Source organism: Streptomyces sp. NPDC037083 (genome assembly GCF_055606485.1).
Genome location: NZ_JBVJSQ010000007.1, coordinates 24,586 through 49,226 on the forward strand (window position 1 = coordinate 24,586; position 24,641 = coordinate 49,226).

26 protein-coding genes are annotated in these 24,641 nt (G+C 72.3%); 13 read left to right on the top strand and 13 right to left on the bottom strand.

The window, feature by feature from the left end; genetic code table 11:
- Positions 1-85: 85 nt before the first annotated feature.
- The 3 genes from ACZ7DE_RS19835 (at position 86) to tyrS (ending at position 4,335) form a co-directional block, all read left to right on the top strand.
- On the top strand, positions 86-1,609 hold the full coding sequence (locus ACZ7DE_RS19835; protein ID WP_470762916.1) for a TldD/PmbA family protein: 1,524 nt from the start codon (positions 86-88) through the stop codon (positions 1,607-1,609).
- Entirely contained in the window at positions 1,606-3,000 is a 1,395-nt protein-coding gene (locus ACZ7DE_RS19840; protein ID WP_470762918.1) for a metallopeptidase TldD-related protein, read from the top strand. Before ACZ7DE_RS19835 ends, ACZ7DE_RS19840 begins: the two co-directional genes overlap by 4 nt.
- 69 nt (positions 3,001-3,069) lie before the next feature.
- Positions 3,070-4,335 (top strand): tyrosine--tRNA ligase, encoded by a 1,266-nt coding sequence (gene tyrS, locus ACZ7DE_RS19845; protein WP_470762920.1) that lies wholly within the window; start codon positions 3,070-3,072, stop codon positions 4,333-4,335.
- A gap of 76 nt (positions 4,336-4,411) precedes the next feature.
- Here tyrS and ACZ7DE_RS19850 read toward each other — a convergent pair whose 3' ends face one another.
- Positions 4,412-4,690 (bottom strand): GlsB/YeaQ/YmgE family stress response membrane protein, encoded by a 279-nt coding sequence (locus ACZ7DE_RS19850; protein WP_470763602.1) that lies wholly within the window; start codon positions 4,688-4,690, stop codon positions 4,412-4,414.
- Positions 4,691-4,891: 201 nt separating this feature from the next.
- On the opposite strand from ACZ7DE_RS19850, the gene ACZ7DE_RS19855 reads away from it, so the two are divergent.
- Positions 4,892-5,299 (top strand): DUF3099 domain-containing protein, encoded by a 408-nt coding sequence (locus tag ACZ7DE_RS19855; RefSeq protein ID WP_470762922.1) that lies wholly within the window; start codon positions 4,892-4,894, stop codon positions 5,297-5,299.
- 209 nt (positions 5,300-5,508) lie between these two features.
- Positions 5,509-5,727, top strand: a complete 219-nt coding sequence (locus ACZ7DE_RS19860; RefSeq protein WP_470762924.1) for a hypothetical protein — start codon at positions 5,509-5,511, stop codon at positions 5,725-5,727.
- 35 nt (positions 5,728-5,762) lie between these two features.
- Here ACZ7DE_RS19860 and moaA read toward each other — a convergent pair whose 3' ends face one another.
- The 3 genes from moaA to ACZ7DE_RS19875 form a co-directional block, all read right to left on the bottom strand.
- Positions 5,763-6,752, bottom strand: coding sequence for a GTP 3',8-cyclase MoaA (gene moaA, locus ACZ7DE_RS19865; RefSeq protein WP_470762926.1), 990 nt, complete (start codon positions 6,750-6,752; stop codon positions 5,763-5,765).
- Positions 6,753-6,911: 159 nt separating this feature from the next.
- Positions 6,912-8,540, bottom strand: a complete 1,629-nt coding sequence (locus ACZ7DE_RS19870) for a solute symporter family protein (protein ID WP_470762928.1) — start codon at positions 8,538-8,540, stop codon at positions 6,912-6,914.
- Entirely contained in the window at positions 8,537-8,893 is a 357-nt protein-coding gene (locus tag ACZ7DE_RS19875; RefSeq protein ID WP_470762930.1) for a DUF485 domain-containing protein, read from the bottom strand. Before ACZ7DE_RS19875 ends, ACZ7DE_RS19870 begins: the two co-directional genes overlap by 4 nt.
- A 313-nt stretch (positions 8,894-9,206) precedes the next feature.
- Here ACZ7DE_RS19875 and ACZ7DE_RS19880 point away from each other — a divergent pair, with 313 nt between their 5' ends.
- The 3 genes from ACZ7DE_RS19880 to ACZ7DE_RS19890 all read left to right on the top strand — a co-directional run bounded on the left by ACZ7DE_RS19880 (position 9,207) and on the right by ACZ7DE_RS19890 (position 13,431).
- On the top strand, positions 9,207-10,736 hold the full coding sequence (locus ACZ7DE_RS19880; protein ID WP_470762931.1) for a S8 family serine peptidase: 1,530 nt from the start codon (positions 9,207-9,209) through the stop codon (positions 10,734-10,736).
- 136 nt (positions 10,737-10,872) lie between these two features.
- A complete protein-coding gene (locus ACZ7DE_RS19885) occupies positions 10,873-12,387 on the top strand; it encodes a CoA transferase (protein ID WP_470762933.1) in 1,515 nt (504 codons plus the stop codon).
- Between the two features lie 93 nt (positions 12,388-12,480).
- Positions 12,481-13,431: a CopD family protein gene (locus tag ACZ7DE_RS19890; RefSeq protein ID WP_470762935.1), complete on the top strand. Its 951-nt coding sequence runs from the start codon at positions 12,481-12,483 to the stop codon at positions 13,429-13,431.
- Between the two features lie 32 nt (positions 13,432-13,463).
- On the opposite strand, the gene ACZ7DE_RS19895 is transcribed toward ACZ7DE_RS19890, so the two are convergent.
- From ACZ7DE_RS19895 to ACZ7DE_RS19910, 4 genes are all read right to left on the bottom strand, one after another.
- Positions 13,464-14,507: a zinc-dependent alcohol dehydrogenase family protein gene (locus ACZ7DE_RS19895; RefSeq protein WP_470762937.1), complete on the bottom strand. Its 1,044-nt coding sequence runs from the start codon at positions 14,505-14,507 to the stop codon at positions 13,464-13,466.
- A 44-nt stretch (positions 14,508-14,551) separates the two neighbouring features.
- A complete protein-coding gene (locus ACZ7DE_RS19900; RefSeq protein WP_470762939.1) occupies positions 14,552-15,220 on the bottom strand; it encodes a lysoplasmalogenase in 669 nt (222 codons plus the stop codon).
- On the bottom strand, positions 15,217-16,101 hold the full coding sequence (locus ACZ7DE_RS19905) for a sterol desaturase family protein (RefSeq protein ID WP_470762941.1): 885 nt from the start codon (positions 16,099-16,101) through the stop codon (positions 15,217-15,219). Before ACZ7DE_RS19905 ends, ACZ7DE_RS19900 begins: the two co-directional genes overlap by 4 nt.
- A 133-nt stretch (positions 16,102-16,234) precedes the next feature.
- The gene (locus tag ACZ7DE_RS19910) at positions 16,235-16,945 is read right to left on the bottom strand and encodes a VIT1/CCC1 transporter family protein (protein ID WP_470762943.1); all 711 of its coding nucleotides are present in this window, start codon (positions 16,943-16,945) and stop codon (positions 16,235-16,237) included.
- Between the two features lie 316 nt (positions 16,946-17,261).
- On the opposite strand from ACZ7DE_RS19910, the gene ACZ7DE_RS19915 reads away from it, so the two are divergent.
- From ACZ7DE_RS19915 to ACZ7DE_RS19935, 5 genes are all read left to right on the top strand, one after another.
- On the top strand, positions 17,262-18,266 hold the full coding sequence (locus ACZ7DE_RS19915; protein ID WP_470762945.1) for a DEDDh family exonuclease: 1,005 nt from the start codon (positions 17,262-17,264) through the stop codon (positions 18,264-18,266).
- 139 nt (positions 18,267-18,405) lie between these two features.
- Positions 18,406-18,639 carry a hypothetical protein gene (locus tag ACZ7DE_RS19920; RefSeq protein ID WP_470762947.1) on the top strand — a complete coding sequence of 78 codons (234 nt, stop codon included), beginning with the start codon at positions 18,406-18,408 and terminating at the stop codon, positions 18,637-18,639.
- A 115-nt stretch (positions 18,640-18,754) separates the two neighbouring features.
- On the top strand, positions 18,755-19,543 hold the full coding sequence (locus ACZ7DE_RS19925) for an SURF1 family cytochrome oxidase biogenesis protein (protein ID WP_470762949.1): 789 nt from the start codon (positions 18,755-18,757) through the stop codon (positions 19,541-19,543).
- 83 nt (positions 19,544-19,626) lie between these two features.
- A complete protein-coding gene (locus tag ACZ7DE_RS19930; protein ID WP_470762952.1) occupies positions 19,627-21,414 on the top strand; it encodes a glycoside hydrolase family 15 protein in 1,788 nt (595 codons plus the stop codon).
- Between the two features lie 5 nt (positions 21,415-21,419).
- Entirely contained in the window at positions 21,420-22,175 is a 756-nt protein-coding gene (locus ACZ7DE_RS19935) for an SDR family oxidoreductase (protein WP_470762954.1), read from the top strand.
- 67 nt (positions 22,176-22,242) lie between these two features.
- Here the strand turns inward: ACZ7DE_RS19935 and amaP are convergent, their stop codons facing one another.
- The 5 genes from amaP to ACZ7DE_RS19960 are packed head-to-tail and all read right to left on the bottom strand — an operon-like array spanning position 22,243 to position 24,578.
- Complete coding sequence (gene amaP / locus ACZ7DE_RS19940; protein ID WP_470762956.1) at positions 22,243-22,821, bottom strand: alkaline shock response membrane anchor protein AmaP; 579 nt, start codon at positions 22,819-22,821, stop codon at positions 22,243-22,245.
- Positions 22,822-22,826: 5 nt separating this feature from the next.
- The gene (locus ACZ7DE_RS19945; RefSeq protein ID WP_470762958.1) at positions 22,827-23,456 is read right to left on the bottom strand and encodes a DUF6286 domain-containing protein; all 630 of its coding nucleotides are present in this window, start codon (positions 23,454-23,456) and stop codon (positions 22,827-22,829) included.
- Positions 23,453-23,872, bottom strand: coding sequence for an Asp23/Gls24 family envelope stress response protein (locus tag ACZ7DE_RS19950; protein ID WP_470762960.1), 420 nt, complete (start codon positions 23,870-23,872; stop codon positions 23,453-23,455). Before ACZ7DE_RS19950 ends, ACZ7DE_RS19945 begins: the two co-directional genes overlap by 4 nt.
- Positions 23,869-24,054, bottom strand: coding sequence for a hypothetical protein (locus ACZ7DE_RS19955; RefSeq protein ID WP_470762961.1), 186 nt, complete (start codon positions 24,052-24,054; stop codon positions 23,869-23,871). Before ACZ7DE_RS19955 ends, ACZ7DE_RS19950 begins: the two co-directional genes overlap by 4 nt.
- A gap of 41 nt (positions 24,055-24,095) precedes the next feature.
- Entirely contained in the window at positions 24,096-24,578 is a 483-nt protein-coding gene (locus ACZ7DE_RS19960; RefSeq protein WP_470762963.1) for an Asp23/Gls24 family envelope stress response protein, read from the bottom strand.
- Positions 24,579-24,641 lie beyond the last annotated feature (63 nt).

Below are 24,641 nucleotides of genomic sequence, written 5' to 3' on the forward strand. Positions count from 1 at the left end.
GCCGGGCGGAAAGGTGTGGTCCGGCGGCCGCCGGGCGCGACATGATCGAGGTCTTCACACGCGACGACACCAGGGAGAGACGTAGGTGCCTCATAGCATCGATGAAAGTTTCACGGCACTACCCCTACGCGCCCTCGCCGACGCCGCTCTGGCACGCGCGCGTGCGCTGGGGGCCGAGCACGCGGACTTCCGGTTCGAGCGGGTGCGCAGCGCGTCCTGGCGGCTGCGGGACGCCAAGCCCTCCGGATCGTCCGACACGACCGACCTCGGCTACGCGGTGCGTGTCGTGCACGGCGGGACGTGGGGGTTCGCGTCCGGCGTGGATCTGACGATGGACGCGGCCGCCAGGGTCGCCTCGCAGGCCGTGGCGATGGCCAGGCTCTCCGCCCAGGTGATCAAGGCCGCCGGGTCGGACGAGAGGGTGGAGCTGGCCGACGAGCCGGTGCACGCCGAGAAGACGTGGGTGTCGTCGTACAAGATCGACCCCTTCACCGTGCCGGACGAGGAGAAGGCGGCGCTGCTCGCGGACTGGAGCGCGCGGCTGCTGGCGGCGAACGGGGTCAACCACGTCGACGCCTCGCTGCTGACCGTCCACGAGAACAAGTTCTACGCCGACACGGCCGGGACGGTGACCACCCAGCAGCGGGTGCGGCTGCACCCGTCGCTGACCGCGGTGTCGGTCGACGAGTCCAGCGGCGAGTTCGACTCGATGCGCACCATCGCGCCGCCCGTCGGACGCGGCTGGGAGTACCTCACCGGCACCGGCTGGGACTGGGACGACGAGCTGGACCGGATCCCGGAGCTGCTCGCCGAGAAGATGCGGGCGCCGAGCGTGGAGCCGGGGCTGTACGACCTGGTCGTCGACCCCTCCAACCTGTGGCTGACCATCCACGAGTCCATCGGCCACGCCACCGAGCTCGACCGCGCGCTCGGCTACGAGGCCGCCTACGCCGGCACCTCCTTCGCCACCTTCGACCAGCTCGGCAAGTTGCGCTACGGCTCGGACCTGATGAACGTCACCGGCGACCGCACCGCCGAGCACGGCCTGGCCACCGTCGGCTACGACGACGAGGGCGTCGAGGGCCAGTCCTGGGACCTGGTGAAGGACGGCACGCTCGTCGGCTACCAGCTGGACCGGCGGATCGCGAAGCTGACCGGCTTCGAGCGGTCCAACGGCTGCGCGTTCGCCGACTCCCCCGGGCATGTGCCGGTGCAGCGCATGGCCAACGTGTCGCTGCGGCCGGATCCGGCCGGGATGTCGACCGAGGGCCTCATCGGCAGCGTCGACCGGGGCATCTATGTCGTCGGCGACCGGTCCTGGTCGATCGACATGCAGCGCTACAACTTCCAGTTCACCGGGCAGCGGTTCTTCCGGATCGAGAACGGGCGGATCACCGGGCAGCTGCGGGACGTGGCCTACCAGGCGACGACGACCGACTTCTGGGGGTCGATGGCGGCGGTGGGCGGTCCGCAGACCTACGTCCTCGGCGGCGCCTTCAACTGCGGCAAGGCCCAGCCGGGCCAGGTCGCTGCGGTGTCGCACGGCTGCCCGTCGGCCCTGTTCAAGGGCGTCAACATTTTGAACACCACGCAGGAGGCCGGCCGATGAGCGCCCGTAGCAACAAGCCGCACGAGGTCGTCGAGCGCGCCCTCGAGCTGTCGCGGGCCGACGGCTGCGTCGTCATCGCCGACGAGCAGTCGACGGCGAACCTGCGCTGGGCCGGCAACGCGCTGACGACCAACGGCGTCACGCGCGGGCGCACGCTCACCGTGATCGCGACGGTCGACGGCAAGGAGGGCACCGCGTCCGGCGTCGTCTCACGGGCCGCCGTGACCTCGGACGAGCTGGAGCCCCTGGTGCGGGCCGCCGAGGCCGCCGCGCGCGGTGCGGCGCCCGCAGAGGACGCACAGCCGCTGGTCGCGGGCGTGGCGCCGTCCCCGGAGTTCACCGACCCGCCCGCGGAGACCTCGTCCGCGGTGTTCGCCGACTTCGCCCCGGCCCTGGGCGAGGCGTTCGCACGCGCGCGGGCGGGCGGCCGCGAGCTGTACGGGTTCGCCAACCACGAGCTGGTCTCGACCTACCTGGGCACGTCGACCGGGCTGCGGCTGCGGCACGACCAGCCGAACGGGACGCTGGAGCTCAACGCCAAGTCCCCCGACCGCACGCGCTCGGCGTGGGCGGGGCGCTCGACGCGGGACTTCAAGGACGTCGACCCGGCGGCGCTCGACGCCGAGCTGGCCGTGCGGCTGGGCTGGGCGCAGCGGCGGATCGAGCTGCCCGCCGGGCGGTACGAGACGCTGCTGCCGCCGACCGCGGTGGCCGACCTGCTGATCTACCAGCTGTGGTCGGCGTCGGGCCGCGACGCGAGCGAGGGCCGGACGGTGTTCTCCAAGCCGGGCGGCGGCACCCGGCTCGGCGAGAAGCTGACCGACCTGCCGCTGACGCTGCGCAGCGACCCGAACGAGCCGGGTCTGGAGTCGGCGCCGTTCGTCATCGCGCACTCCTCCGGCGGCGATCAGTCCGTCTTCGACAACGGACTGCCGCTGCGGTCCACCGAGTGGGTCGGCGCGGGCGAGCTGAAGCACCTGACGACCACGCGGCACAGTGCGGCCCTGACCGGTCTGCCGGTGGCTCCGGGGGCCGACAACCTGATCCTGGACGGGGGCGCGGACCGTTCCCTGGAGGAGATGGTCGCGGACACCCGTCGCGGACTGCTGCTGACCTGCCTGTGGTACATCCGCGAGGTCGACCCGGCGACCCTGCTGCTGACCGGCCTGACGCGGGACGGCGTCTATCTCGTCGAGGACGGCGAGGTCGTCGGCGAGGTGAACAACTTCCGGTTCAACGAGTCGCCGGTCGGCCTGCTGGGGCGGGCGACCGAGGCGGGGCGCACGGAGAAGACGCTGCCCCGGGAGTGGAGCGACTGGTTCACAAGGGCCGCGATGCCCGCGCTGAGAGTGCCGGACTTCAATATGAGCTCTGTCAGCCAGGGCGTATAACCTCGTAGCCGGCGGTCGTCCGACCGCCCGGAGAACCTCAAGAAGATCATCAGGGAGAGTGCGAGAACCGTGACGGACATCGTCGACGAGCTGAAGTGGCGCGGCCTGTGGGCCCTGTCCACTGACGAGGACGCTTTGCGCAAGGCGCTCGCGGACGGTCCCGTCACGTTCTATTGCGGCTTCGACCCCACCGCGGCCAGCCTGCACGTCGGCCACCTGGTGCAGGTCCTCACCATGCGCCGCCTCCAGCAGGCGGGCCTGCGTCCGCTGGCCCTGGTGGGCGGGGCGACCGGCCAGATCGGCGACCCGCGCCCCACGGCGGAGCGGACGCTGAACGACCCGGAGACGGTCGCGAACTGGGTGACCCGGCTGCGCGCGCAGATCGAGCCGTTCCTGTCCTTCGAGGGCGAGAACGCCGCGGTGATGGTGAACAACCTGGACTGGACGGCCGGTCTGTCGGCCATCGAGTTCCTGCGGGACATCGGCAAGCACTTCCGCGTCAACAAGATGCTGACCAAGGACTCGGTCGCCCGGCGACTGGAGTCTCAGGAGGGCATCAGCTACACGGAGTTCAGCTACCAGCTGCTCCAGGGCATGGACTTCCTGGAGCTGTACCGGCGCCACGGCTGCACCCTCCAGCAGGGCGGCAGCGACCAGTGGGGCAACCTCACGGCGGGTCTGGACCTGATCCACAAGCTGGAGCCCGAGGCCGCGGTGCACTGTCTGGCGACGCCGCTGATGGTCAAGGCGGACGGCACCAAGTTCGGCAAGACCGAGGGCGGCGCCGTCTGGCTGGACCCGGAGATGACGACGCCGTACGCGTTCTACCAGTTCTGGCTGAACGTGGACGACCGGGACATCTCGACCTACATGCGGATCCTGTCCTTCCAGTCCCGTGCGGAGCTCGAGGAGCTGGAGAGGCAGACACAGGAGCGTCCGCAGGCGCGTGCCGCGCAGCGCGCGCTGGCCGAGGAGCTGACGACGCTGGTGCACGGCCCCGACCAGACGGCCGCGGTGATCGCCGCGTCCCGTGCGCTCTTCGGTCAGGGCGAGCTGGCGGACCTCGACGAGCGGACGCTGGCCGCGGCGCTGTCCGAGGTGCCGCACGTCCAGGTCGCCGAGCTCGGCCCGGTGGTGGACCTGTTCGCGGAGGTCGGTCTCGTGGCCAGCAAGTCCGCGGCGCGACGGACCGTGAAGGAGGGCGGGGCCTACGTGAACAACGTCAAGGTCACGGCCGAGGACGCGGTGCCGGCGAAGGACGAGCTGCTGCACGGGCGGTGGCTGGTGCTGCGGCGCGGGAAGAAGAACCTGGCCGCCGTGGAGGTCACCGCCTGACCGGCGGGACCGTCCGGTCGACGGAACCACGAGGGGCGGCTTCCCGCGGGAGGCCGCCCCTTCGTCGGGTGTCCGCTCAGGCGTGGTACTTCCTCTTGCCCCAGGCCGCCATGTAGAGCATGTCGCCCAGGGCGACGATGACGATGGCGGCGACGAGCTGGAACACATGACGGCTCCAGTCGATGCCGGAGGTGGACTCGACCCCGAACGCGCGGGCGATCGCGTTGCCCGCGATCGCGCCCAGCATGCCGAAAATGGTGGTCAGCCAGAGTGGGCTGTGTTGCTTGCCCGGGATGATCGCCTTCGCGATCAGGCCCAGCACGAAACCCACGATGATCGCCCACAACCAGCCCATGGCTGCCTCCTCGTACGTGCTCCACGTGAGCATTGCCCTCAGTGTCGATCCGCTCGCGCTACGGCGCATGTCGGGTACAGCCGTACGCGGGACGGCGCAGAACGTTCGCCGTGGAGGGGTGACCCGGCCTCGAATGCGGCGCACACGCGGCGTAACGTGGACAGTCGGTGAGGGGCCGATGCGGGCGGACGGTGGAATGTGATGCGGAAGCATGTCGGCGGCGGAAACGTCCAGGTGTTCCGGATCACCGGAGCGCGGCAGGGTCTCCAGGACGACGTGCGGGGCCGGCAACGGCGGTACGTCATCTCGATGTCGGTCCGTACGGTCTCGGTGATTCTCGCGGCGACACTGTGGAACGTGGAACGCCATGTGGCCGTCGTGGCGTTGGTCCTGGGGCTGGTGCTCCCCTACATCGCGGTCGTGATCGCCAACGCCGGGCGCGAGAACGTGCCCTCGCTCCCCTCCACCTTCATCACCGCGCAGGTCCGGCCGATGATCGCCCAGCCTCGGGCCGAGGGCGAGCAGGCCGAATCCGCAGCGCAAGAGGAAGGCTTCACGCAGGCCCGCCGGGCGGAACCGGCGGCCGATCCGACGGAGCCGCGACCATGAGCCGGCTGTCGGCGAGCCGTGAACCGGCTGCGCGCCAAGCTCAGGAAAAGCTCAGATCAATCATGTTGTTCCAGTGCCGTGGGAGCGGTCGGCCGTGACATACTTCGTACGCGCTCCGCATCCCCCGTCGGAGCGACGGACCGACGCCGGGCAGCTCCCCCCGTGGCTGCTCGGCGTCGCCTTTGTGTGCGTGTGGATGAGACGAACCTGTGAGTGACGAGACCCCGATCTGTTCCGCCAAGGGCTGCCGTGTCGACGCGGTGTGGGTGCTGGCGTGGAACAACCCGAAGATCCACACGGCCGAGCGGCGCAAGACGTGGCTCGCGTGCGAGGAGCACCGAGAACATCTGTCGCAGTTCCTCGGGGTTCGCGGCTTCCTCAAGGACGTCGTCCTGCTGACCGAGTGGGAGTCCGCACAGCCCCGCTAGGCCGGGTCCCGTGCGGTGCCCCCGCCGCGCGGCGGCTAGCCGCCGATCGCCGACATCGGACGGTCCGGCTGCAGGAAGCTCGGGTCGTCCAGGCCCGAGCCGGCCTTCTTGCCCCACATGGCCAGGCGCCAGATGCGGGCTATCTCCTCGTCGGGCGCGCCGGAGCGCAGGGCCGCTCTCAGGTCGGTCTCCTCCCGGGCGAAGAGACAGGTGCGGACCTGGCCGTCGGCGGTGAGGCGGGTGCGGTCGCAGGCGGCGCAGAAGGGGCGCGTGACGGAGGCGATGACGCCGACGCGGTGGGGCCCGCCGTCGACCAGCCAGCGTTCGGCCGGGGCCGAGCCGCGTTCGTCCTGGCCTTCGGGGGTGAGGTCGAAGCGGGTGCGCAGGGAGGCCAGGATGTCCCCGGCCGTGACCATGCCCTCGCGCTTCCAGCCGTGCTGCGCGTCCAGCGGCATCTGCTCGATGAAGCGCAGCTCGTAGTCGTGGGCGACGGCCCAGGCGAGGAGGTCCGGGGCCTCGTCCTCGTTGAGGCCCGGCATCAGGACCGAGTTCACCTTCACCGGGGTCAGGCCTGCCTCGCGGGCGGCTTCGAGGCCTTCGAGCACGTCCTTGTGACGGTCCCGGCGGGTGAGGGTCTTGAAGACGTCGGGGCGCAGGGTGTCGAGGGAGACGTTGACCCGGTCCAGGCCGGCCGCCTTCAGGGCCTGGGCGGTGCGGCGAAGGCCGATGCCGTTCGTCGTGAGCGACGTCTGGGGGCGGGGGGTGAGCGCCGCGACCCGCTCGACGATGCCGACCAGGCCCGGGCGCAGCAGGGGCTCGCCGCCGGTGAAGCGGACCTCCTCGATGCCGAGCGTGGAGACCGCGATGTCGATCAGGCGGACGATCTCGTCGTCCGTGAGGAGGTCGGGCTTGGCCAGCCACTGCAGGCCCTCCTCGGGCATGCAGTACGTACAGCGCAGGTTGCAGCGGTCGGTCAGCGAGACCCTCAGGTCGGTGGCCACTCGGCCGTAAGTGTCGATGAGCACGCGGGCCCCCTCCCTCGTGGTGGATCGCTTGTCTGCTCCGTCACTTGCGAGCCTACGTGACACCACTGACAACGACAGAGCCCGATCCCACGAGGTGGGACGCGGCCGCGTCGTAGGGAACTACGACGCGGCCGCGGGGGGAGCGTGGACGGCGGGTGCTCAATGGGCTCCGGTGCCGGTCAGGGAGCGGACCTCCAGCTCGGCGAACTTGTCCTTGTCGGGCTCCTCCTTCGACAGCAGGGTGCCGACGACGCCCAGCAGGAAGCCGACCGGGATCGAGATGATGCCGGGGTTCTCCAGCGGGAACCAGTGGAAGTCGACGTCCGGGAACATCGAGGTCGGCTTGCCGGAGACGACCGGCGAGAACAGCACCAGGCCCACCGCGGTGACCAGTCCGCCGTAGATCGACCACAGGGCTCCGGAGGTGGTGAACCGCTTCCAGAAGAGGCTGTAGAGGATCGTCGGCAGGTTGGCGGAGGCGGCGACCGCGAAGGCCAGGGCGACCAGACCGGCGACGTTCAGGTCGCGGGCGAGGGCGCCGAGCAGGATGGAGACGGCGCCGATGCCGACGGTGGCGTAGCGGGCCGCGTTGATCTCCTGCTTCTCGGTGGCCTCGCCCTTCCTGATGACGTTGGCGTAGATGTCGTGGGCGAAGGACGAGGACGACGCCAGGGTGAGGCCGGCGACGACCGCGAGGATGGTGGCGAAGGCGACCGCCGAGATGGTGGCCAGCAGGATCGCGCCCCAGTTGGAGTCGACGCCGCCCAGATGGAGGGCGAGCAGGGGCGCCGCCGTGTTGCCGGCCTTGTTGGACGCGGTGATCTCGTCCGGCTTGATCAGCGCGGCGGCGCCGAAGCCGAGGGCGAGGGTCATCAGGTAGAAGGCGCCGATCAGGCCGATGGCCCACAGGACCGACTTCCGGGCGGCCTTGGCGGTCGGCACGGTGTAGAAGCGGATCAGGATGTGCGGCAGGCCGGCGGTGCCCAGGACGAGGGCGATGCCGAGGGAGATGAAGTCCAGCTTGGTGGTGCCGGTGGCGCCGTACTTCAGGCCGGGCTCCAGGAAGGCGGCGCCCTTGCCGCTGTTGTCGGCGGCCGAGCCCAGCAGCTCGGAGACGTTGAAGTCGAACTTCAGCAGGACCAGGAAGGTGAGCAGCAGGGCGCCGGCGATGAGCAGGACCGCCTTGACCATCTGGACCCAGGTGGTGCCCTTCATGCCGCCGATCGTCACGTAGACGATCATCAGGACGCCGACCAGGGCGACGATGCCGATCTTGCCGCCGTCGCTGGTGATGCCGAGCAGGAGCGAGACCAGGACGCCCGCGCCCGCCATCTGGGCGAGCAGGTAGAAGATCGACACGACGATGGTGGACGTGCCGGCGGCCGTGCGGACGGGGCGCTGGCGCATGCGGTACGCGAGGACGTCGCCCATCGTGTAGCGGCCGGAGTTGCGCAGCGGCTCGGCGACCAGGAGCAGGGCGACCAGCCAGGCGACCAGGAAGCCGATGGAGTACAGGAAGCCGTCGTAGCCGAAGAGGGCGATGGCGCCCGCGATGCCGAGGAAGGACGCGGCGGACATGTAGTCGCCGGAGACGGCGAGGCCGTTCTGGAATCCGGTGAACTGACGGCCGCCGGCGTAGAAGTCGGCGGCGTCCTTGGTCTGGCGGCCGGCCCAGACGGTGATGACGAGCGTCGCGACGACGAACACCGCGAACAGGGTGACGATCAGGGTGCGGTGCTCGCTGGCCTCACCGGCGGCGAGCAGGGCGGGGTGCTGTGCGGGGCTCATGCGCCGTCCTCCATCCGGGACTTGATGGCCTGGGCCTTGGGGTCGAATCTGGCGGCCGCGGTCCGCGCGTACCACCAGGCGATGAGGAACGTGGTGAGGAACTGGGCGAGGCCCAGGGCGAGCGCGACGTTGATGTTGCCGAAGAGCTTGGTGCCCATGAAGTCGCCCGCGTAGTTGGAGAGCAGGACGTACAGCAGGTACCAGGCGATGAAGGCGACGGTCAGCGGGAAGGCGAAGCCGCGGTAGGCGCCGCGCAGTTCACCGAACTCCGGGCTCTCCTGCACCGCGACGAACTCCTCGGTGGACGGGAGTCGGGCTGGGGTTTTCGAGGGGGGCGGTGTCTCGGTTGCCACGGAGTCTCCTCGTTGCGGATGCGGGTCGGACGGCGAAAGGAGGCGAGTGTCCTCTCGCTCCCTGCCCAAGGTCACGGCGCCGCACGGGGACGGGTTCAACGCGTCGGGCGGGTTTGTCGAAGTGGCCTTCGGCAGGTCATGACCAACGAGCGGGGTCCGGTTCAGGTCATGGGTCGGCAAACTCGCCGCCTGGAAGTCATTGCTGGCCGGTGAGTCAGGGAGATAGCTTCGGGCGAGCACCACCCGTCATGTACCTGCCCAGGCAGCACCTGCGCCTGGGCCAGGTCCCGTTTCCGGATGATGTGGAGACCCCATGGCTCATCTGCCTTCCAGACGCCGCCTCGCGCTCGCGGTGCCCGTCGTGCTGTCGCTGACCGCCTCGCTCGGCTTCCTGCCGACGGCGGCCTCCGCGGCCCCGGTCACGACCTCCGCCACCACGACGGCCGACGCCGCAACCCTGGCGTACGTCGTCAACACCAAGGCGGACCACCGCACGATCGGGTCGGTGAAGAAGGCGATCGCCGCGGCCGGCGGCACCGTCGTCGCGGCGTACGACAGGATCGGCGTGCTCGTCGTCCATTCGGCGAATCCCGACTTCGGCGCGCAGATACGCGCGGTGCGCGGCGTGCAGTCGGCCGGCGCCACCCGTACCGCGCCGCTGAGCGCCGCCGGGACCACCGACGAGGGCGCGGCGCAGGTCCTGTCGCAGGCCGAGGCCGCGAAGGTCGCGAAGGCGTCCGACGCGGCGGGCCAGAGCGAGCCGCTCGAGGCCGACCAGTGGGACCTGCGGGCGATCGGCGCCGACAAGGCCGCCACGATCAACCCCGGCAGCAAGAGGGTGACGGTCGCCGTCATCGACACCGGCGTCGACGACACCCACCCGGACCTGGCGCCGAACTTCTCCGCGTCCCAGTCCGCGAACTGCGTCGGCGGCGTCGCGGACACCAGCGAGGGCGCCTGGCGCCCGTACACCGCGAACGACTACCACGGCACCCATGTCGCCGGTGAGATCGCCGCGGCCCGCAACGGCATCGGCGTGGCGGGCGTCGCGCCCGGCGTGAAGGTCGCCGGCATCAAGGTGAGCGACCCCAAGGACGGCCTCTTCTACCCGGAGAACGTCGTCTGCGCGTTCGTGTTCGCCGCCGACCACGGCGTCGAGATCACCAACAACAGCTACTACGTCGACCCGTGGCTGTACAACTGCATGGACGACCCGGACCAGCGGGCCATCGTCGACGCGGTCAACAGGGCCCAGCTGTACGCCCAGAAGAAGGGCACGCTCAATGTGGCCTCGGCGGGCAACTCCAACCACGACCTGGACTCCGACGCCCTCGAGGACGCGTCCAGCCCGGACGACTCGACGCCGGTGACGCGGACGGTCGACCCGCACGAGTGCTTCGACGTCCCGACCCAGCTGCCGGGCGTCGTCACGGTGAGCGCGACGGGCGTCAAGGGCACCAAGTCGTACTACTCCAGCTACGGCCTGGGCGTCGTCGACGTCGCGGCTCCGGGCGGCGACAAGTACCAGATCCCGGACACTCCGTCGGCCAACGGCCGCATCCTGTCCACGATGCCGAACAACGCGTACGGCTTCCTGCAGGGCACCTCGATGGCGTCCCCGCACGTGGCCGGCGTGGCCGCGCTGCTGAAGTCGACCCACCCGCACGCGAGCCCGGCCCAGCTGCAGGCGCTGCTGAAGCTGCAGGCGGACAGCACGGCGTGCCCGACCGAGCCGTACGACGGTGACGGCAACGGCGTCGTGGACGCCACGTGCGTGGGCGGCAAGCGCCTCAACGGCTTCTTCGGCTTCGGCGTCGTGAACGCGCTGCGCGCCGTGAAGTAGTCGTTCAGTCGTTCAGTCGTTGAACGAGGGTCATGAGGGCCGGGCGGATCATCCGTCCGGCCCTTCCTCCTGCCGGTCTCCGGTCGCCCCGGCCTTTTTGCATATATTGATTGAATCAATAATGCATCATGCAGTCATGACTGACATCAGGTTCGCATGGTCGGAACTGGGCGGCGATCCCGCCCTTCTCGCGCGCGTGGCGACCGTGGCACGGGAGGGGGTCCTGCCGGCCCGACTCCCCGTGCGGGAGCTGGCGCGGGCCTGCGTCGGCACGTGCGCGCTCGCCGCCGCCGAGCTGGCGGCGCGCAGGGCCGGCCTCGCGAAGGCCCCGCTGGTGCGGGTGGACGACGGAGCGGTCGCCGCGGCGTTCACCAGCGAGCGGCACCTGCTGGTCGACGGGCGTCCGCCCCTGCTGTTCGCCCCGCTGTCCCGGTTCTGGCGGACGGCCGACGGCTGGGTGCGCACCCACGCCAACTATCCGCACCACCGCGAGCGGTTGCTGCGCGCGCTGAGCCTCCCCCAGGACGCCGGCCCGGCCGCCGTGGAGGGCGCGCTCGCCGAGCGTGCCGCCCTGGACGTGGAGGACGCGGTCCAGGCGGCCGGCGGACTGGCCGTCGCGCTGCGCACGCCCCAGGAGTGGGCGGCCCACGAGCAGGCGGCCGCGGTCGCCGCCCGCCCCCTGGTCGAGCGAGGCCGGCTGGACGGGGCACGCGCGCGTGCGTTCGCGCCGCTCGACGGCGTCCCCCTGCTGCCCGCCGCCGGACTGCGCGTCCTGGATCTCACCCGGGTCCTCGCCGGACCGGTCGCCACCCGCACCCTCGCCCTGCTGGGCGCGGACGTCCTGCGTGTCGACGCGCCCGCCCTGCCGGAGCTGCCCGACCAGCACGCCGACACCGGCTTCGGGAAGCGCTCGGCGCTGCTGGACCTGACGGCGGACCGGCACGTCTTCGAGGAGCTGCTCGCGGCGGCGGACGTGGTGGTCACCGGCTACCGGCCGGGCGCCCTGGACCGGTTCGGGCTCTCCCCCGAGGCGCTGGCCGAGCGCCGGCCGGGGCTGGTCGTGGCGCAGGTGTCGGCGTGGGGCGCGTACGGGCCGTGGGGCGGGCGGCGCGGCTTCGACAGCCTGGTCCAGGTGGCCACGGGCATCGCGTCGACCGAGGGTTCGAGGGAGCGGCCCGGCGCACTGCCGGCGCAGGCCCTCGACCACGGCACCGGGTACCTGCTGGCGGCGGCCGTGCTGCGCGCGCTGACCGAGCAGTCGTACGACGGCGGCAGCCGGTTCGTGCGGCTGGCGCTGGCGCGGACCGCGGCATGGCTGACCGAGAGCGCCCGGATGGACGAAGAGGAGGGCAAAGGGAAGACCAAGGAGGGCGCCCGGGCGACAGGCGGGCCCGACGGGGAGCCGGGCGGGGCGACGGCCGCAGGGCCGGCCGCAGGCTGGGGCGGGGTGACGGGCGCAGGATCGGCCGGGGCGACGGGCGAAGAGGCGGCCGGGGACGGCCGGATCGGCCCGGAGACCTGGCTCGGGGAGACCGACAGCCCGATCGGGCGGCTGCGGTACGCGCTCGCGCCGGTGTCGTTCGACGGCGGGCCGGGCGACTGGGCGCGGCCGCCCGGGCCGTGGGGGGCGGATCCGGCGCGCTGGCTCTGACCCGTCGGCGGTTCGCCTCCGGACGGCGCGACACCGCCCCGGCCACTTTGGCCCAACTTGCCCGCATTTGTGGCGCGTGGTGAAGATCCTGGCATGGCCCTCATACGACCGACCGAAGCAATCGACTCCACGCGCCGCACCGGCCCCGGCCGGGCGGTGGCCGTGCTCGTCCTGGTGGGGCTCGCGGCCCTGGTCCCGCTGCTCGGGCCGTCCGTCGCCGCGCACGGCACCGGGCAGACCACGGCCCCGGACTCCGGTACGGTCGCGCTGCTGCGGGCGGCGCTGTTCGCGGCGCTGTGCGTGCAGGCGGGCGAGGTGTTCGTGACCGGACTCGCCCGGCGGGTGCCGGACGCCCCGCTCGCCCGGCCCGCCGGCTGGGCGCCGTACGCGGCCGTCGTGGGGTTCGCGGCCGCGGCGGCCGCGGGCGAGCTGGCGCCCCACGGCCACGGATCGCGGGCCGGCGTGCTCGCGCTGCTGGAGGCGATCGCGTTCGCGGTGGCCGGGCTGTGCGCGCTGTCGCGCCGGCCGAACCGCCAGGCGTGGCCCCTGGCGGTGGTGGTCGTGGCGGAGGCGCTGCGCGCGCACCCGCCGACGGAACACACGCCGCTGATCGGCTCCGGGCTGACCGTCGTGCACCTGATGTGCTCGGCGGTGTGGGCGGGCGGTCTGCTCAACGTGCTCCGCACGCTGCGCCGGTGGGACGGGTCCGGGGCGGGCGCCGCGCTGCTCGGCCTCTACGCGCGCGTGGCGGCCCTGCTGTTCGCCGCGGTCTGCACGACCGGGCTGTGCAGCTCACTGCGCCGGCTGCCGCCGGGATCCCTGCTCGATCAGCTGACCACGACGGCCTACGGGCGCGTGCTGCTCGGGAAGATGCTCGTGGTCGGCGTGGTCGCCCTGCTCGCCCTGTGTGCGCGGACGCGGCTGCGTCGGTCCCCCGACCCGCTGGCCGCCTGCTCCCCCGCGCGCGTGGAGGTCGTCGCGCTGGGAGCGGCGGTGGCGGTGTCGGGGCTGTTGACGGCGTTGCCGTTGCCCGTCAAGGGTTGACGGTCGGGGTTGACGCTCAACTGTTGAGCACGTCAGAAGGTCACCATGACCTTGAGGGCGGTGCGCTGGTCCATCGCCTTGTAGCCGTCCGGGACGTCCTCGATGCCGACGGTCAGGTCGAAGACCGGCGACGGGTCGATCGCGCCGCTCAGCACGTCGGGCAGCAGCTCGGGGAGGTAGGCGCGGACCGGGGCGACGCCGCCGCGCAGCGCGATGTTGCGGTCGAACATGACGCCGAGGTCGAGGCCGGTTCCGCTGCCGTGCGGGACGCCGACGAAGCCGATGGCGCCGCCGTCCCGGCTGATGTCGAGGGCCGTGCGCATGGACTGTTCGGTGCCGACCGCCTCGACGACCGCGTGCGCGCCCTGGCCGCGGGTGAGTTCGCGGACCGCCTCCACGGCCGCGTCCCCGCGCTCGGCGACGACGTCGGTGGCGCCGAAGCGGCGCGCGATGTCGGTGCGGGCCCGGTGGCGGCCGAGGGCGATGACGCGGTCGGCGCCGAGCCGCTTGGCGGCCAGCACCGCGCACAGACCGACGGCGCCGTCCCCGACGACGGCGACGGTGGCGCCGGGCCTCACGCCCGCGCCGAGGGCCGCGTGGTGGCCGGTGCCCAGCACGTCGGAGAGGGTGAGCAGCGCGGCCAGCAGGTGGTCGTCGGAGGCCGCCTCCTTGGGCAGCCGGACGAGGGTGCCGTCGGCGAACGGCACGCGCACGGCCTCGCCCTGGCCGCCGTCGTGGCCGACGGAGCCCCAGAAGCCGCCGTGCTCGCAGGACGTCGTCAGGCCCTCGCGGCAGTAGTCGCAGACGCCGTCGGACCACATGAAGGGCGCGACGACGAGGTCGCCGCGCCTGAGCGTCGTCACGTCGGAGCCGGTCTCCTCCACCACGCCGAGGAACTCGTGCCCGATCCGCTGTCCCGGTTCCCGGGCCGCCTCACCGCGGTACGCCCACAGGTCGCTGCCGCAGATGCAGGCGCGCAGCACCCGGACCACGGCGTCGCCGGGCATGCGCACCACGGGGTCGGGAACGTCCTCCACCCGCATGTCGAAAGGGGCGTGGATGGTGGTGGCGCGCATGTCGAGGGTCCTTCTCGTGCGGTCGTGCGGTGTCGTGAGGGCGCTCAGGGGGTGGTCGAGCGCACTTCACGGTACGCCGCCGCCTGCTCCGGTCGTTCACCGAGGACACCGCGGACCAGCAGGAACTGCGCGGCGAGGTAGGTGAGCATGATCCACAGGTCGGGGCGCGGGAGCTGCGGCCAGTCGGCGACGCCGGTGGCGATCAGGGTGTCGGAGAGCAGGAACAGCACGCCGCCGGCGCCGGCGACCGGGCCGACCCGCACGGTGGCGGTGTACGCCATGGCGGTGAGCAGGGCGCTGTAGACGGCCACGGGCAGCCGCAGTTCCTGGGGAAGTCCGGGCCACAACAGGGCGACGGTGGCGATCAGGGCGGTGGCGTAGCAGGGGGCGAGCAGGGCGGCGGCCCGCCCGGTGGGACGGCCCAGGCGCCGGAACAGCGCCAGGTAGCAGACGTGCCCGGCGGCGAAGGACGCCATGCCCGCGAGGAAGGCGGGGTCGGCGTCGAACAGCAGCAGGGTGTCGCCGCCCCAGCCGCACAGGAGGGCCGCGAGGAGCAGCCGGGGGGCTCCCCTCACGGCCGCCCAGGCGGCGAGGAGGGGCATGAGCAGCGGCTTGGCGAGCAGGTGGCCCGTGTCGGAGCCGGCCGCGAGGCTGAGCAGGTCGACGGCCGCGGCGAGCCCGCACAGGGAGAGGAGGACGCGGGAGCGGGTCACGCGGCCGTGGTCTCCTCGACCGGGGCGGCGGTGGAGCCCGGGGTGCGTGAGGGCGCGGGCTGCCAGCCCGGGCCGCGGAAGACCCGCCCCGCCCGCTCGCGCCAACCGGCCGCCGCCCTCACGTCCTTGACGATCGCGACGTATTCATGGGTGGCGACCTTGATCGGGTTGAACGTGTTGATGTTCTTGGTCAACCCGTAGACGGGCCGGTCGACCTCAGGCACGAACGAGCCGAAGAGCCGGTCCCAGACGATGAGGATGCCGCCGAAGTTGCGGTCCAGGTAGCCGCCCTGGGAGGCGTGGTGGACGCGGTGGTGGGACGGCGTGTTGAACACGAACTCGAACCACCGGGGCATCCGGTCGATCCGCTCGGTGTGGATCCAGAACTGGTAGACGAGGTTGGCCGAGGAGCAGAAGGCGAGCGCGGCCGGGTGGACGCCGGCGGCGACGAGCGGGACGTAGAACGGCCAGACGGTCAGCGAGGTCCAGGGCTGGCGCAGGGCGGTGGTGAGGTTGAACTTCTCGCTGGAGTGGTGGACGACGTGGCAGGCCCACAGGACGCGGATGACGTGGTGGCCGCGGTGGGACCAGTAGTAGAAGAAGTCCTGCGCCAGCAGCATCAGCGGGAGCGTCCACCACAGGACGGGGACGCGCAGGGGCGTGAGTTCGTAGATCGCCGTGTAGATCGCGACGATCGGGATCTTCCAGACGAAGTCGAAGACGAGGCTTCCGAGCCCCATGCCGACGCTCGTCACGGCATCCTTCGTCTCGTACCCGGCCGCATCGTCGTCGGGATGGATGCGGACGCTGATCACCTCGATCACGGTGAGCAGCACGAAGGCGGGTATCGACCACAGCACGACATCGGGCAGGTTCGGCATGAGGGCACCGTAGAACCGCTGGTGGGCTGCGGCTAGACGTTGTTACCGACAAGTATTACCGGGGGTATGCGCTTGCTTGTTGGTGATCCCCGCCAACAGGCCGCGACGGCACGCCGGGCACCGCACGCCTTCTTCACACCCCCGCGGCTCCCAGGAGCGCCCCGACCGCGTACGTCACCCCCATCGCCAGTGCCCCGCCGCCCACGTTCCGCAGCACCGCCCGGCCCGGCGCCGCCGAGCCCAGGCGGGCACTGCTCCAGCCCGTGCCGGCCAGCGCCGCCAGGACCGACACGACGGTGACCGCGAGCCGCCCGTCCGCCGGAGGAAGCACGATGGCCAGCAGGGGCAGCAGTGCGCCGGCCGTGAAGGCGAGGAAGCTCGCCCAGGCCGCGTGCCAGGGGTTGGTGAGGTCGTCCGGGTCGATGCCGAGCTCCACGCGCGCATGGGCCCTCAGCGCGTCCCGTTCCGTGAGCTGGACGGCCGCCTCCCGGGCCACCTCCCGGGACAGCCCCCGCTCCTCCAGCAACTCGGTCAGTTCGTCCAGTTCGGCCTCCGGCTGCTCGCGCAGCTCCCGGCGCTCCATCGCGAGAGCGGCCTTCTCGGAGTCCCGCTGGGTGGACACCGAGACGTACTCCCCCGCCGCCATGGACATCGAGCCGGCCAGCAGACCGGCGAGGCCGGCCGTCAGCAGCGCGGAACGGTCGTCCGTGGCGCCGGCCACGCCGACCACGAGGCCCGCGGTGGAGACGATGCCGTCGTTGGCGCCGAGGACGGCGGCACGCAGCCAGTTCAGCCGCGATCCGAGCGAGCCCTCGTGGGCCTCGGCGTGGGTTGGTTCCGTCACAGGACGGAGGATGGCACCCCGGGGGGCGAGGGCACCGCACCGACGCTCACAGCCGTGGGAACGCACGGGGAGGGAAACGGGTCGAAGGTGATGAAAAGGCCCAAGTGAGGGCGAAGAGGGGCCGGTGCGCGGGAGAGTCGGCCGCGGACGCCCGAACGGGGGCCGGTCACCGAGCAGTTGGCCGGCCGTCAGCCGACGGCCGAGCACACGCGCGCGTGCGCATCGCGAACTCCCGTACGTTCCGTGGGGCTTCTTGCACCGTCCCCCCGGGGCAGGTGCGGCGAGCTGTCGGTGGGGGCCCGTATCCTCAGTGACCATGCTCGAAGACCACACGACGACAGCGTCGTCCCCCACGGAGTGGCCGACCGCGTATCCCCAGGGGTACGCGGTCGTTGACGTGGAGACCACCGGCCTGGCCCGGGACGACCGGATCATCTCGGCCGCCGTCTACCGGCTGGACGCGCGCGGTGAGGTCGAGGACCACTGGTACACGCTGGTCAACCCGGAGCGCGACCCGGGCCCGGTGTGGATACACGGTCTGACGAGCGACGTGCTCGAGGGCGCGCCCCTCTTCCGTGACGTGGCCGAGGAGTTCGCCGCGCGGCTCGACGGGCGGGTGCTCGTCGCGCACAACGCGGTCTTCGACTGGCAGATGATCGCGAGGGAGTACGCGCGCGCGGAGCGCGAGGCGCCGGTGCGGCAGCGACTGTGCACCATCGCGCTCGCCAAGGAACTGGCCCTGCCGCTGCCCAACCACAAGCTGGAGTCGCTGGCCGCCCATTTCGGGGTGGTGCAGCAGCGGGCGCACCACGCGCTCGACGACGCGCGCGTGCTCGCGGAGGCGTTCCGGCCGAGCCTGCGGGCCGCGGCGGCGGGCGGCGTCCGCCTGCCGCTGCTCGAGTGCCGCCCGCTCACGGAGTGGGCCGACCGGCCCGCCCCCCTGATCGGCCGGCAGGCCGGCGGTCCGGGCGGCAGCGGCTACGGCGCCTACCGGCCCGGCACTTGGCGGCCGTCCCGCAAGAGGCCCGCATGCCCCCATCCCAACCCTGGTCGCTACGAAGACGGCAAAAGGCTGAAGCAGGGCATGCGCATCGCCTTCTCGGGCGACACCTCCGTCGAACGCGAACTGCTGGAGGACCGCGCCGTCGAGGCGGGGCTGCATGTGGCGACGAGCCTGTCCCGGCTGACCAGCCTGCTGGTCACCAACGATCCCGACTCGGGCACGTCCAAGGCGGTCAAGGCCCGGCAGTTCGGGACGCCCGTCGTGGACGAGGCCGCATTCGGGCAGCTCCTGCGCGACGTGGAGCCCGCCGACGAGTGACCCACGCGAGCGGTGCCCCGCACTCACGGCGACCGTATGGGCATCCGTGCGGGCGGCGACCCGTGCGTACGGGTGATTGCCGCGCGACTCGCCCGTCGCCCACTCGCCCGCGCGCGGGCGACGGCTCACCCTGTGGCGCATGGCGAGATGCGAAGTTTGCGGCAATGACTACGGAATGACCTTCGAGGTGCACGCGCAGGGCGCGATCCACGTCTTCGACTGCTTCTCCTGTGCGATCCACCGCATGGCCCCCATCTGCGAGCACTGCAGGGTCCAGATCATCGGTCAGGGCGTGGAGGTCGAGGGTCACTGGTTCTGCGGCGCGCACTGCGCCCGCGCGGAGGGCAGGGTGGGCATCGTCGACAAGGTGTGAGCCGTCCCGGAATCCGTCGGGAGGTCCGTCGGGAATCCGTCGGACGCCGATTCCGGAGGGCCCCCTTCCGGTACCCGGCGCGGTGCGCCCCACGACCGAGTTGTACCGTCGTGGGGTGTACCGCTTCCTGTTGTCCCGGCAGTGGGTGATCCTCACGCTGGTCTCCCTCCTCCTCATCCCCACGATGATCAGGCTGGGCTTCTGGCAGATGCATCGCTACGACGAGCGCACCGCGCGCAACCAGCTGGTCTCCGACGCGCTGGGCGCCCGGGCCGTGCCCGTGGAGAAGCTGACCACCCCGGGACACACCGTCACCCGCGACGAGCGGTACCGGAGCGTGACCGCCACCGGCGTCTTCGACACCGGACACGAGGTCGTCGTCCGGCGTCGCGTCAACGCCGACGAGACGGTCGGCTTCCACGTCCTCACGCCACTCGTCCTGACGGACGGCAAGGTGCTGCTGGTCAACCGGGGCTGGATCCCCGCGGACGGCCCCAGCCAGACCGCCTTCCCGGAGGTCCCGGCGCCGCCCCGCGGCCGGGTCACCGTCACCGGGCGGCTGATGCCCGACGAGACGACCGCCGCGAGCGGCATCAAGAACCTCAAGGGACTGCCGGACCGGCAGGTCATGCTGATCAACAGCGAGCAGGAGGCGCGGCGGCTGGGCGCCCGGGTGCTCGGCGGCTACATCGTGCAGACGGCGCCGGAGCCGAAGGGCGACACCCCGGAGCTGCTCGGGCCGCCCGGCAGCGAGGACGCGGCCCTGAACTACGCGTACGCCATCCAGTGGTGGCTGTTCTCCGTCGGTGTGCCCGTCGGCTGGCTGATCATGGCCCGCCGCGAGGCCCGGGACCGGGCCACCGCCGCACAGGAGTCGGAGCAGGCCGAGCCGGCGACGGTGTAGCCGGGCCGCGCACCGGCGCAAGGTCGTCACTCACCCGGCCTCACCCTGATTGCCCTCCCGGTCCGCCGGGAACCCGGAACCCCGTGCACCCCCGCATCGAGGACTACGCCCTCATCGGCGACGAACAGACCGCTGCTCTGGTCGGCAGGGACGGCTCGGTCGACTGGCTCTGCCTGCCCCGCTTCGACTCCGGGGCCTGCTTCGCCCGGCTCCTCGGCGACGAGGAGAACGGCCACTGGCGCATCGCTCCGAAGGGCGTGCAAGGCCCCTGCACCCGGCGCGCCTACAGGCCGGACACCCTCGTGCTGGACACCGAGTGGGAGACCGACGCGGGCGCGATCCGGGTCACCGACCTGATGCCCCAGCGCGACCGGGCCCCGGACGTCGTCCGCATCGTCGAGGGGCTGAGCGGCCGGGTCACCGTCCGCAGCGCCCTGCGGCTGCGCTTCGACTACGGCTGGGTCGTCCCGTGGGTGCGCCGGGTCGACGGGCATCGCGTGGCGATCGCCGGACCCGACGCGGTCTGGTTCCGCAGCGAGCCGGAGGTGCGCACCTGGGGCGAGGACTTCACCACCCACTCGGAGTTCACCGTCTCCGAGGGAGAGTCGGTCGCCTTCGTCCTGACCTGGCATCCCTCCCACGAGTCCCGCCCACCGCTCGTCGATCCGCGGGAAGCCCTGCGCGCCAGCGTCGAGGACTGGCAGGAGTGGGCCGCCCGCTGCTGCTACGACGGACCCCACCGGGACGAGGTGGTGCGCTCCCTGATCACCCTCAAGGCCCTCACCTACACCCCGACCGGCGGCATCGCCGCCGCGCTCACCACGTCCCTTCCCGAGGAGCTGGGCGGGGTCCGCAACTGGGACTACCGCTACTGCTGGCTGCGCGACTCCACCCTCACCCTCGGCGCGCTCCTCGCGGCCGGCTACCAGGACGAGGCCGAGGTATGGCGCAACTGGCTGCTGCGCGCCGTCGCGGGCGATCCGGCGGACCTGCAGATCATGTACGGCCTGGCCGGCGAGCGCCGGCTGCCCGAGTGTGAGCTGCCGTGGCTGTCCGGCTACGCCGGCTCCTCGCCCGTGCGCATCGGCAACGGCGCCGTGGACCAGCTGCAACTGGACGTCTACGGCGAGGTCATGGACTCGCTGTCGCTGGCCCGGACCTCGGGCATGTCGCCCAGGCCGCACATGTGGTCGCTGCAGTGCGCGCTGATGAACTGGCTGAGCGAGAACTGGCGGCAGCCGGACGAGGGACTGTGGGAGGTGCGCGGCGGCCGACGCCAGTTCGTGCACTCCAAGGTGATGGTGTGGGTGGCCGCCGACCGGGCGGTCCGCGCGCTGGAGGAGTACCCGACGCTGAGCGGCGACCCGGAGGGCTGGCGGGCGCTGCGCGACGAGGTGCACCGGGAGGTGTGCGAGAAGGGCTACGACCCGGAGCGCAACACCTTCACCCAGTTCTACGGCTCGGCCGACCTGGACGCCTCCCTGCTGCTCATCCCGCGGGTCGGCTTCCTGCCGCCGGACGACCCGCGGGTCGTCGGGACCGTCGACGCGATCCGCGACGAACTCGGGTACCGCGGCCTGGTACGCCGCTACAGCACCGACGGCGTCACCGTCGACGGGCTGCCGGGCGACGAGGGCGCCTTCCTGGCCTGCTCGTTCTGGCTGGCGGACGCGCTGCACATGATCGGCCGCACGAAGGAGGCGCGGGAGCTGTTCGAGCGGCTGGTGGGGCTGGCCAACGACGTGGGTCTGCTGGCGGAGGAGTACGACCCGGTGGCCGGCCGGCACCTGGGCAACTTCCCGCAGGCGTTCAGCCACATCGGCCTGGTGAACACCGCCCTCACCCTGTTCGGCGCCGACGAGGCAGGATAGGGGCCATGGATCTTGGACTGAAGGACCGGGTGTACGTCGTCACGGGGGCCACGCGCGGACTCGGCAACGCCGCCGCGCGTGAACTCGTCGCGGACGGCGCAAAGGTCGTCCTCACCGGAAGGGACGACAAGCGGGTCGCCGAGGCGGCGGCCGAGCTGGGGCCGAACGCCGTCGGCGTCGCCGTGGACAACGCCGACCCCGACGCGGCGGCCCGGCTGATCGCCGCGGCGCGGGACGCCTTCGGCGGGTTCGACGGGGTGCTGGTGAGCGTGGGCGGTCCGCCGCCCGGGTTCGTCGCGGACAACACGGACGAGCAGTGGCAGGCCGCGTTCGAGTCGGTGTTCCTCGGGGCGGTCCGGCTCGCGCGGGCCGCCGCCGCCGAGTTGGAGGCGGGCGGCGTCATCGGGTTCGTGCTGTCGGGGTCGGTGCACGAGCCGATTCCCGGGCTGACGATCTCCAACGGCCTGCGGCCGGGGCTCGCCGGGTTCGCCAAGTCGCTCGCCGACGAGCTCGGCCCCCGGGGGATCCGCGTCGTCGGGCTGCTGCCGGCGCGCATCGACACCGACCGGGTGCGGGAGCTGGACGCCATGTCGGCGGACCCCGAGGCGACCCGGACGGCGAACGAGTCCCGGATTCCGCTGCGGCGGTACGGCGCCCCGGAGGAGTTCGGCCGGGCGGCGGCGTTCCTGCTGTCGCCGGCCGCCTCCTACCTGACGGGGATCATGCTGCCCGTCGACGGCGGGATGCGGCACGGCTTCTGAGGAAGGCGCGGGACGCGGGCGGGCCCGTCGGGGCCCGGCTCGCCGGGGCCCGACTCGCCCCTTCCGCTCAACTCACCCTTTCCGCCTTGTGCTTGGCGCCCTTCAGGCGCACCTTCGCGGGAAGTGCGGCCAGCGCCGCCGAATCCCTGGCGTGGGCGAGGGCCTCGGTCGTCAGACGGTTCAGCGTGGCGGCCGGGTCCACATGGGGCTCCAGGAGCAGCCGGACCCGTGCCTCGGGAGCGTCCCTGCGGCCGGTCAGACGGGCGTGGGCTTCGGCGACGCCGTCCAGCCGGCCCGCCTCGCCCTCGAGGACGCCCTCCAGAGCCCTGCCCCGCAGCAGCGCTCCCGCGCCGTCCCCCGTGTCGACGAGGACCTCGCCGAGCCGGCGCCGGCGCAGGACCGCGGTCAGCCACCACAGGCCGAGCAGCACGAGCAGGGCCAGGACGGCGATGACCGTCGGCCACCACCAGGCCTCGCCGCGCCAGCGGGTGCGCTCGGCGACCGTGAGCAGAGCGTCGTGACGGTCGGCGTGGAGCCACCAGGAAGGCGGGGCGGCGCCCAGGCCGACGGCCAGCACCGCGCCGCCGACGGCGAGCAGCACCAGGCCGACGACGCCGATGAGCACCCGGTTGACGGTCTTGAGCACGGTCCTCACCCCTTCTTCCCGGGCCGGCGCACATGGGCCGACAGCGCGGGCGTCCGGGCCAGGCCCAGGCCGCGGATCGCGTCGGTGAGGACGGTGTCCAGGTCCGCGTGGACGTCGTCCAGGTCGCGGAAGTGGGAGACGGCGCGGACTGTGACCCTGCGGCGGCGGACGCGCACCCGTACCGACTGCACGCCGGCGATCTCCATCGCCCGGTCGCGCAGCACCAGCGCGACGGCGCCACGGTGCAGCCCGGCGCGGACGTCGGGGCGGGGGCGGCTCATCACCAGGGCGTCCCGCAGGCCCGGGGTGACCGCCAGGACGATCAGCCACAGGCCGAGTGCCGCCGCCGCACCGGCGCCGACCAGCACCCAGATGTCGTCCAGCGGGCGCTCGGCGAGCTGCCCGGCGAGTTCGCGCCGCCAGGCCATGGCGGGCCGGTGGACGCGGACCGCGGTGACGTCGTAGAGGAAGGCGGCCGCGACGACCAGCAGCAGCACCGCGACTACGGCGGCCGGGACGCGGCGCGCCGACCAGAAGCGGTGGTCGGCCGGACCGGCCCCACCGGGGACTTCGTCCTGCGCCGGCTTCTCCAGCACCGGCACCGCACCGCCGGCCCGCGGGCCTGACTCGCTCATCGTGCCCTCCCCTCTGCCGCGCCGGGGGCCGGTGTCAGGTGCAGCCGTTCCACCTGGACGGTGACCTCCGGAACCTCCATTCCCACCAACGCGCCTACCCGCTCGGTGACATGACGACGCACCTCGTGACAGCGGGCCCCGATGTCGGTCGGGTAGCCGAGTTCCAGATGGACCCGGACGTGCGCGGTGCCCATGGGGGCGCTCCCGCTCGTTGCAGGGTTCGCGTAGGGCCGGACGACGACGGTGGCGTGCGGGGGCCCGGCGTCCGCCGGGAGCGGGCCGACCGCCTCGCGTGCGGCCTGGGCGGCGATCTTCGCCACGACCCGGTCGGCGATGCGCGTCGCGCCGCGTTCACCCGGGGGAACGACCTGCCGGGGTCTGTCGACGACATCGTTCCCCTCGTCCACGGCGGTCACCGTCGGCGGCCGTCACGGGTGCGGAAGAAATCGCCGAGCTCCAGGTCCCCCTCCAGGAAGCGGCCGACGACGAAACCGATGGCGCCCAGTGCCGCCACCAGCAGGAAGGCCCCGAACCCGCCGAAGTATCCGGCGAAGCCCAGCGCCATGCCGGCGATCATGCCGACCACGGCCATGCTCAAGGTGCTCTCCCCTCGGCGGTCCGGTCACCCGGCCGTCTGCGTCACTGGATCCGGGGCTCCGGCTCCTCGTCCTCTTCGTCGGGCAGTTTGACGTCGCTCACCGCGATGTTGACCTCGACGACCTCCAGCCCGGTCATCCGCTCCACGGCCCCGACGACGTTCTCCCGTACGGCCTGGGAGACGTCGGCGATGGCCACGCCGTAGTCGACGACGATCTCCAGGTCGAGCGCGGTCTGCACCTCGCCCACCTCGGCCTTCACGCCCCTGGTCACGGACTTCGAGCCGCCGGGGACCCGGTCGCGCACGGCGCCGAAGGTGCGGCTGAGCCCGCTGCCCATCGCGTGGACGCCCAGGACGTCACGTGCCGCCAGGCCCGCGATCTTCTCGACGACCCCGTCGGCGATGGTGGTCCGGCCCCGGGTCGCCGGGTCCCCGCCGCCGCGTCGGGGCGTCTTGCGGGTCTGCAGCGGATCGGTTCCGCCGTCCGGGGTCTGCGTCCGGTTCTGCTCCGTTGTCTCGGTCATCGCCGTACGTCCTTACGTCCGGTTTTTCCGTTGTCTTCTTCGACCACGGTAAGCGCGGTTGCC

What these genes read in the sequence shown, in the direction of transcription:
- ACZ7DE_RS19935 (WP_470762954.1), top strand. Translation starts at nt 21,420, where the DNA reads ATGGATCTTGGACTGAAGGACCGGGTGTACGTCGTCACGGGGGCCACG.
- ACZ7DE_RS19850 (WP_470763602.1), bottom strand. Translation starts at nt 4,690, where the DNA reads ATGGGCTGGTTGTGGGCGATCATCGTGGGTTTCGTGCTGGGCCTGATC.
- ACZ7DE_RS19880 (WP_470762931.1), top strand. Translation starts at nt 9,207, where the DNA reads ATGGCTCATCTGCCTTCCAGACGCCGCCTCGCGCTCGCGGTGCCCGTC.
- ACZ7DE_RS19840 (WP_470762918.1), top strand. Translation starts at nt 1,606, where the DNA reads ATGAGCGCCCGTAGCAACAAGCCGCACGAGGTCGTCGAGCGCGCCCTC.
- ACZ7DE_RS19915 (WP_470762945.1), top strand. Translation starts at nt 17,262, where the DNA reads ATGCTCGAAGACCACACGACGACAGCGTCGTCCCCCACGGAGTGGCCG.
- ACZ7DE_RS19870 (WP_470762928.1), bottom strand. Translation starts at nt 8,540, where the DNA reads ATGAGCCCCGCACAGCACCCCGCCCTGCTCGCCGCCGGTGAGGCCAGC.
- ACZ7DE_RS19885 (WP_470762933.1), top strand. Translation starts at nt 10,873, where the DNA reads ATGACTGACATCAGGTTCGCATGGTCGGAACTGGGCGGCGATCCCGCC.
- ACZ7DE_RS19920 (WP_470762947.1), top strand. Translation starts at nt 18,406, where the DNA reads ATGGCGAGATGCGAAGTTTGCGGCAATGACTACGGAATGACCTTCGAG.
- ACZ7DE_RS19905 (WP_470762941.1), bottom strand. Translation starts at nt 16,101, where the DNA reads ATGCCGAACCTGCCCGATGTCGTGCTGTGGTCGATACCCGCCTTCGTG.
- ACZ7DE_RS19895 (WP_470762937.1), bottom strand. Translation starts at nt 14,507, where the DNA reads ATGCGCGCCACCACCATCCACGCCCCTTTCGACATGCGGGTGGAGGAC.
- ACZ7DE_RS19945 (WP_470762958.1), bottom strand. Translation starts at nt 23,456, where the DNA reads ATGAGCGAGTCAGGCCCGCGGGCCGGCGGTGCGGTGCCGGTGCTGGAG.
- ACZ7DE_RS19855 (WP_470762922.1), top strand. Translation starts at nt 4,892, where the DNA reads ATGCGGAAGCATGTCGGCGGCGGAAACGTCCAGGTGTTCCGGATCACC.
- ACZ7DE_RS19960 (WP_470762963.1), bottom strand. Translation starts at nt 24,578, where the DNA reads ATGACCGAGACAACGGAGCAGAACCGGACGCAGACCCCGGACGGCGGA.
- ACZ7DE_RS19890 (WP_470762935.1), top strand. Translation starts at nt 12,481, where the DNA reads ATGGCCCTCATACGACCGACCGAAGCAATCGACTCCACGCGCCGCACC.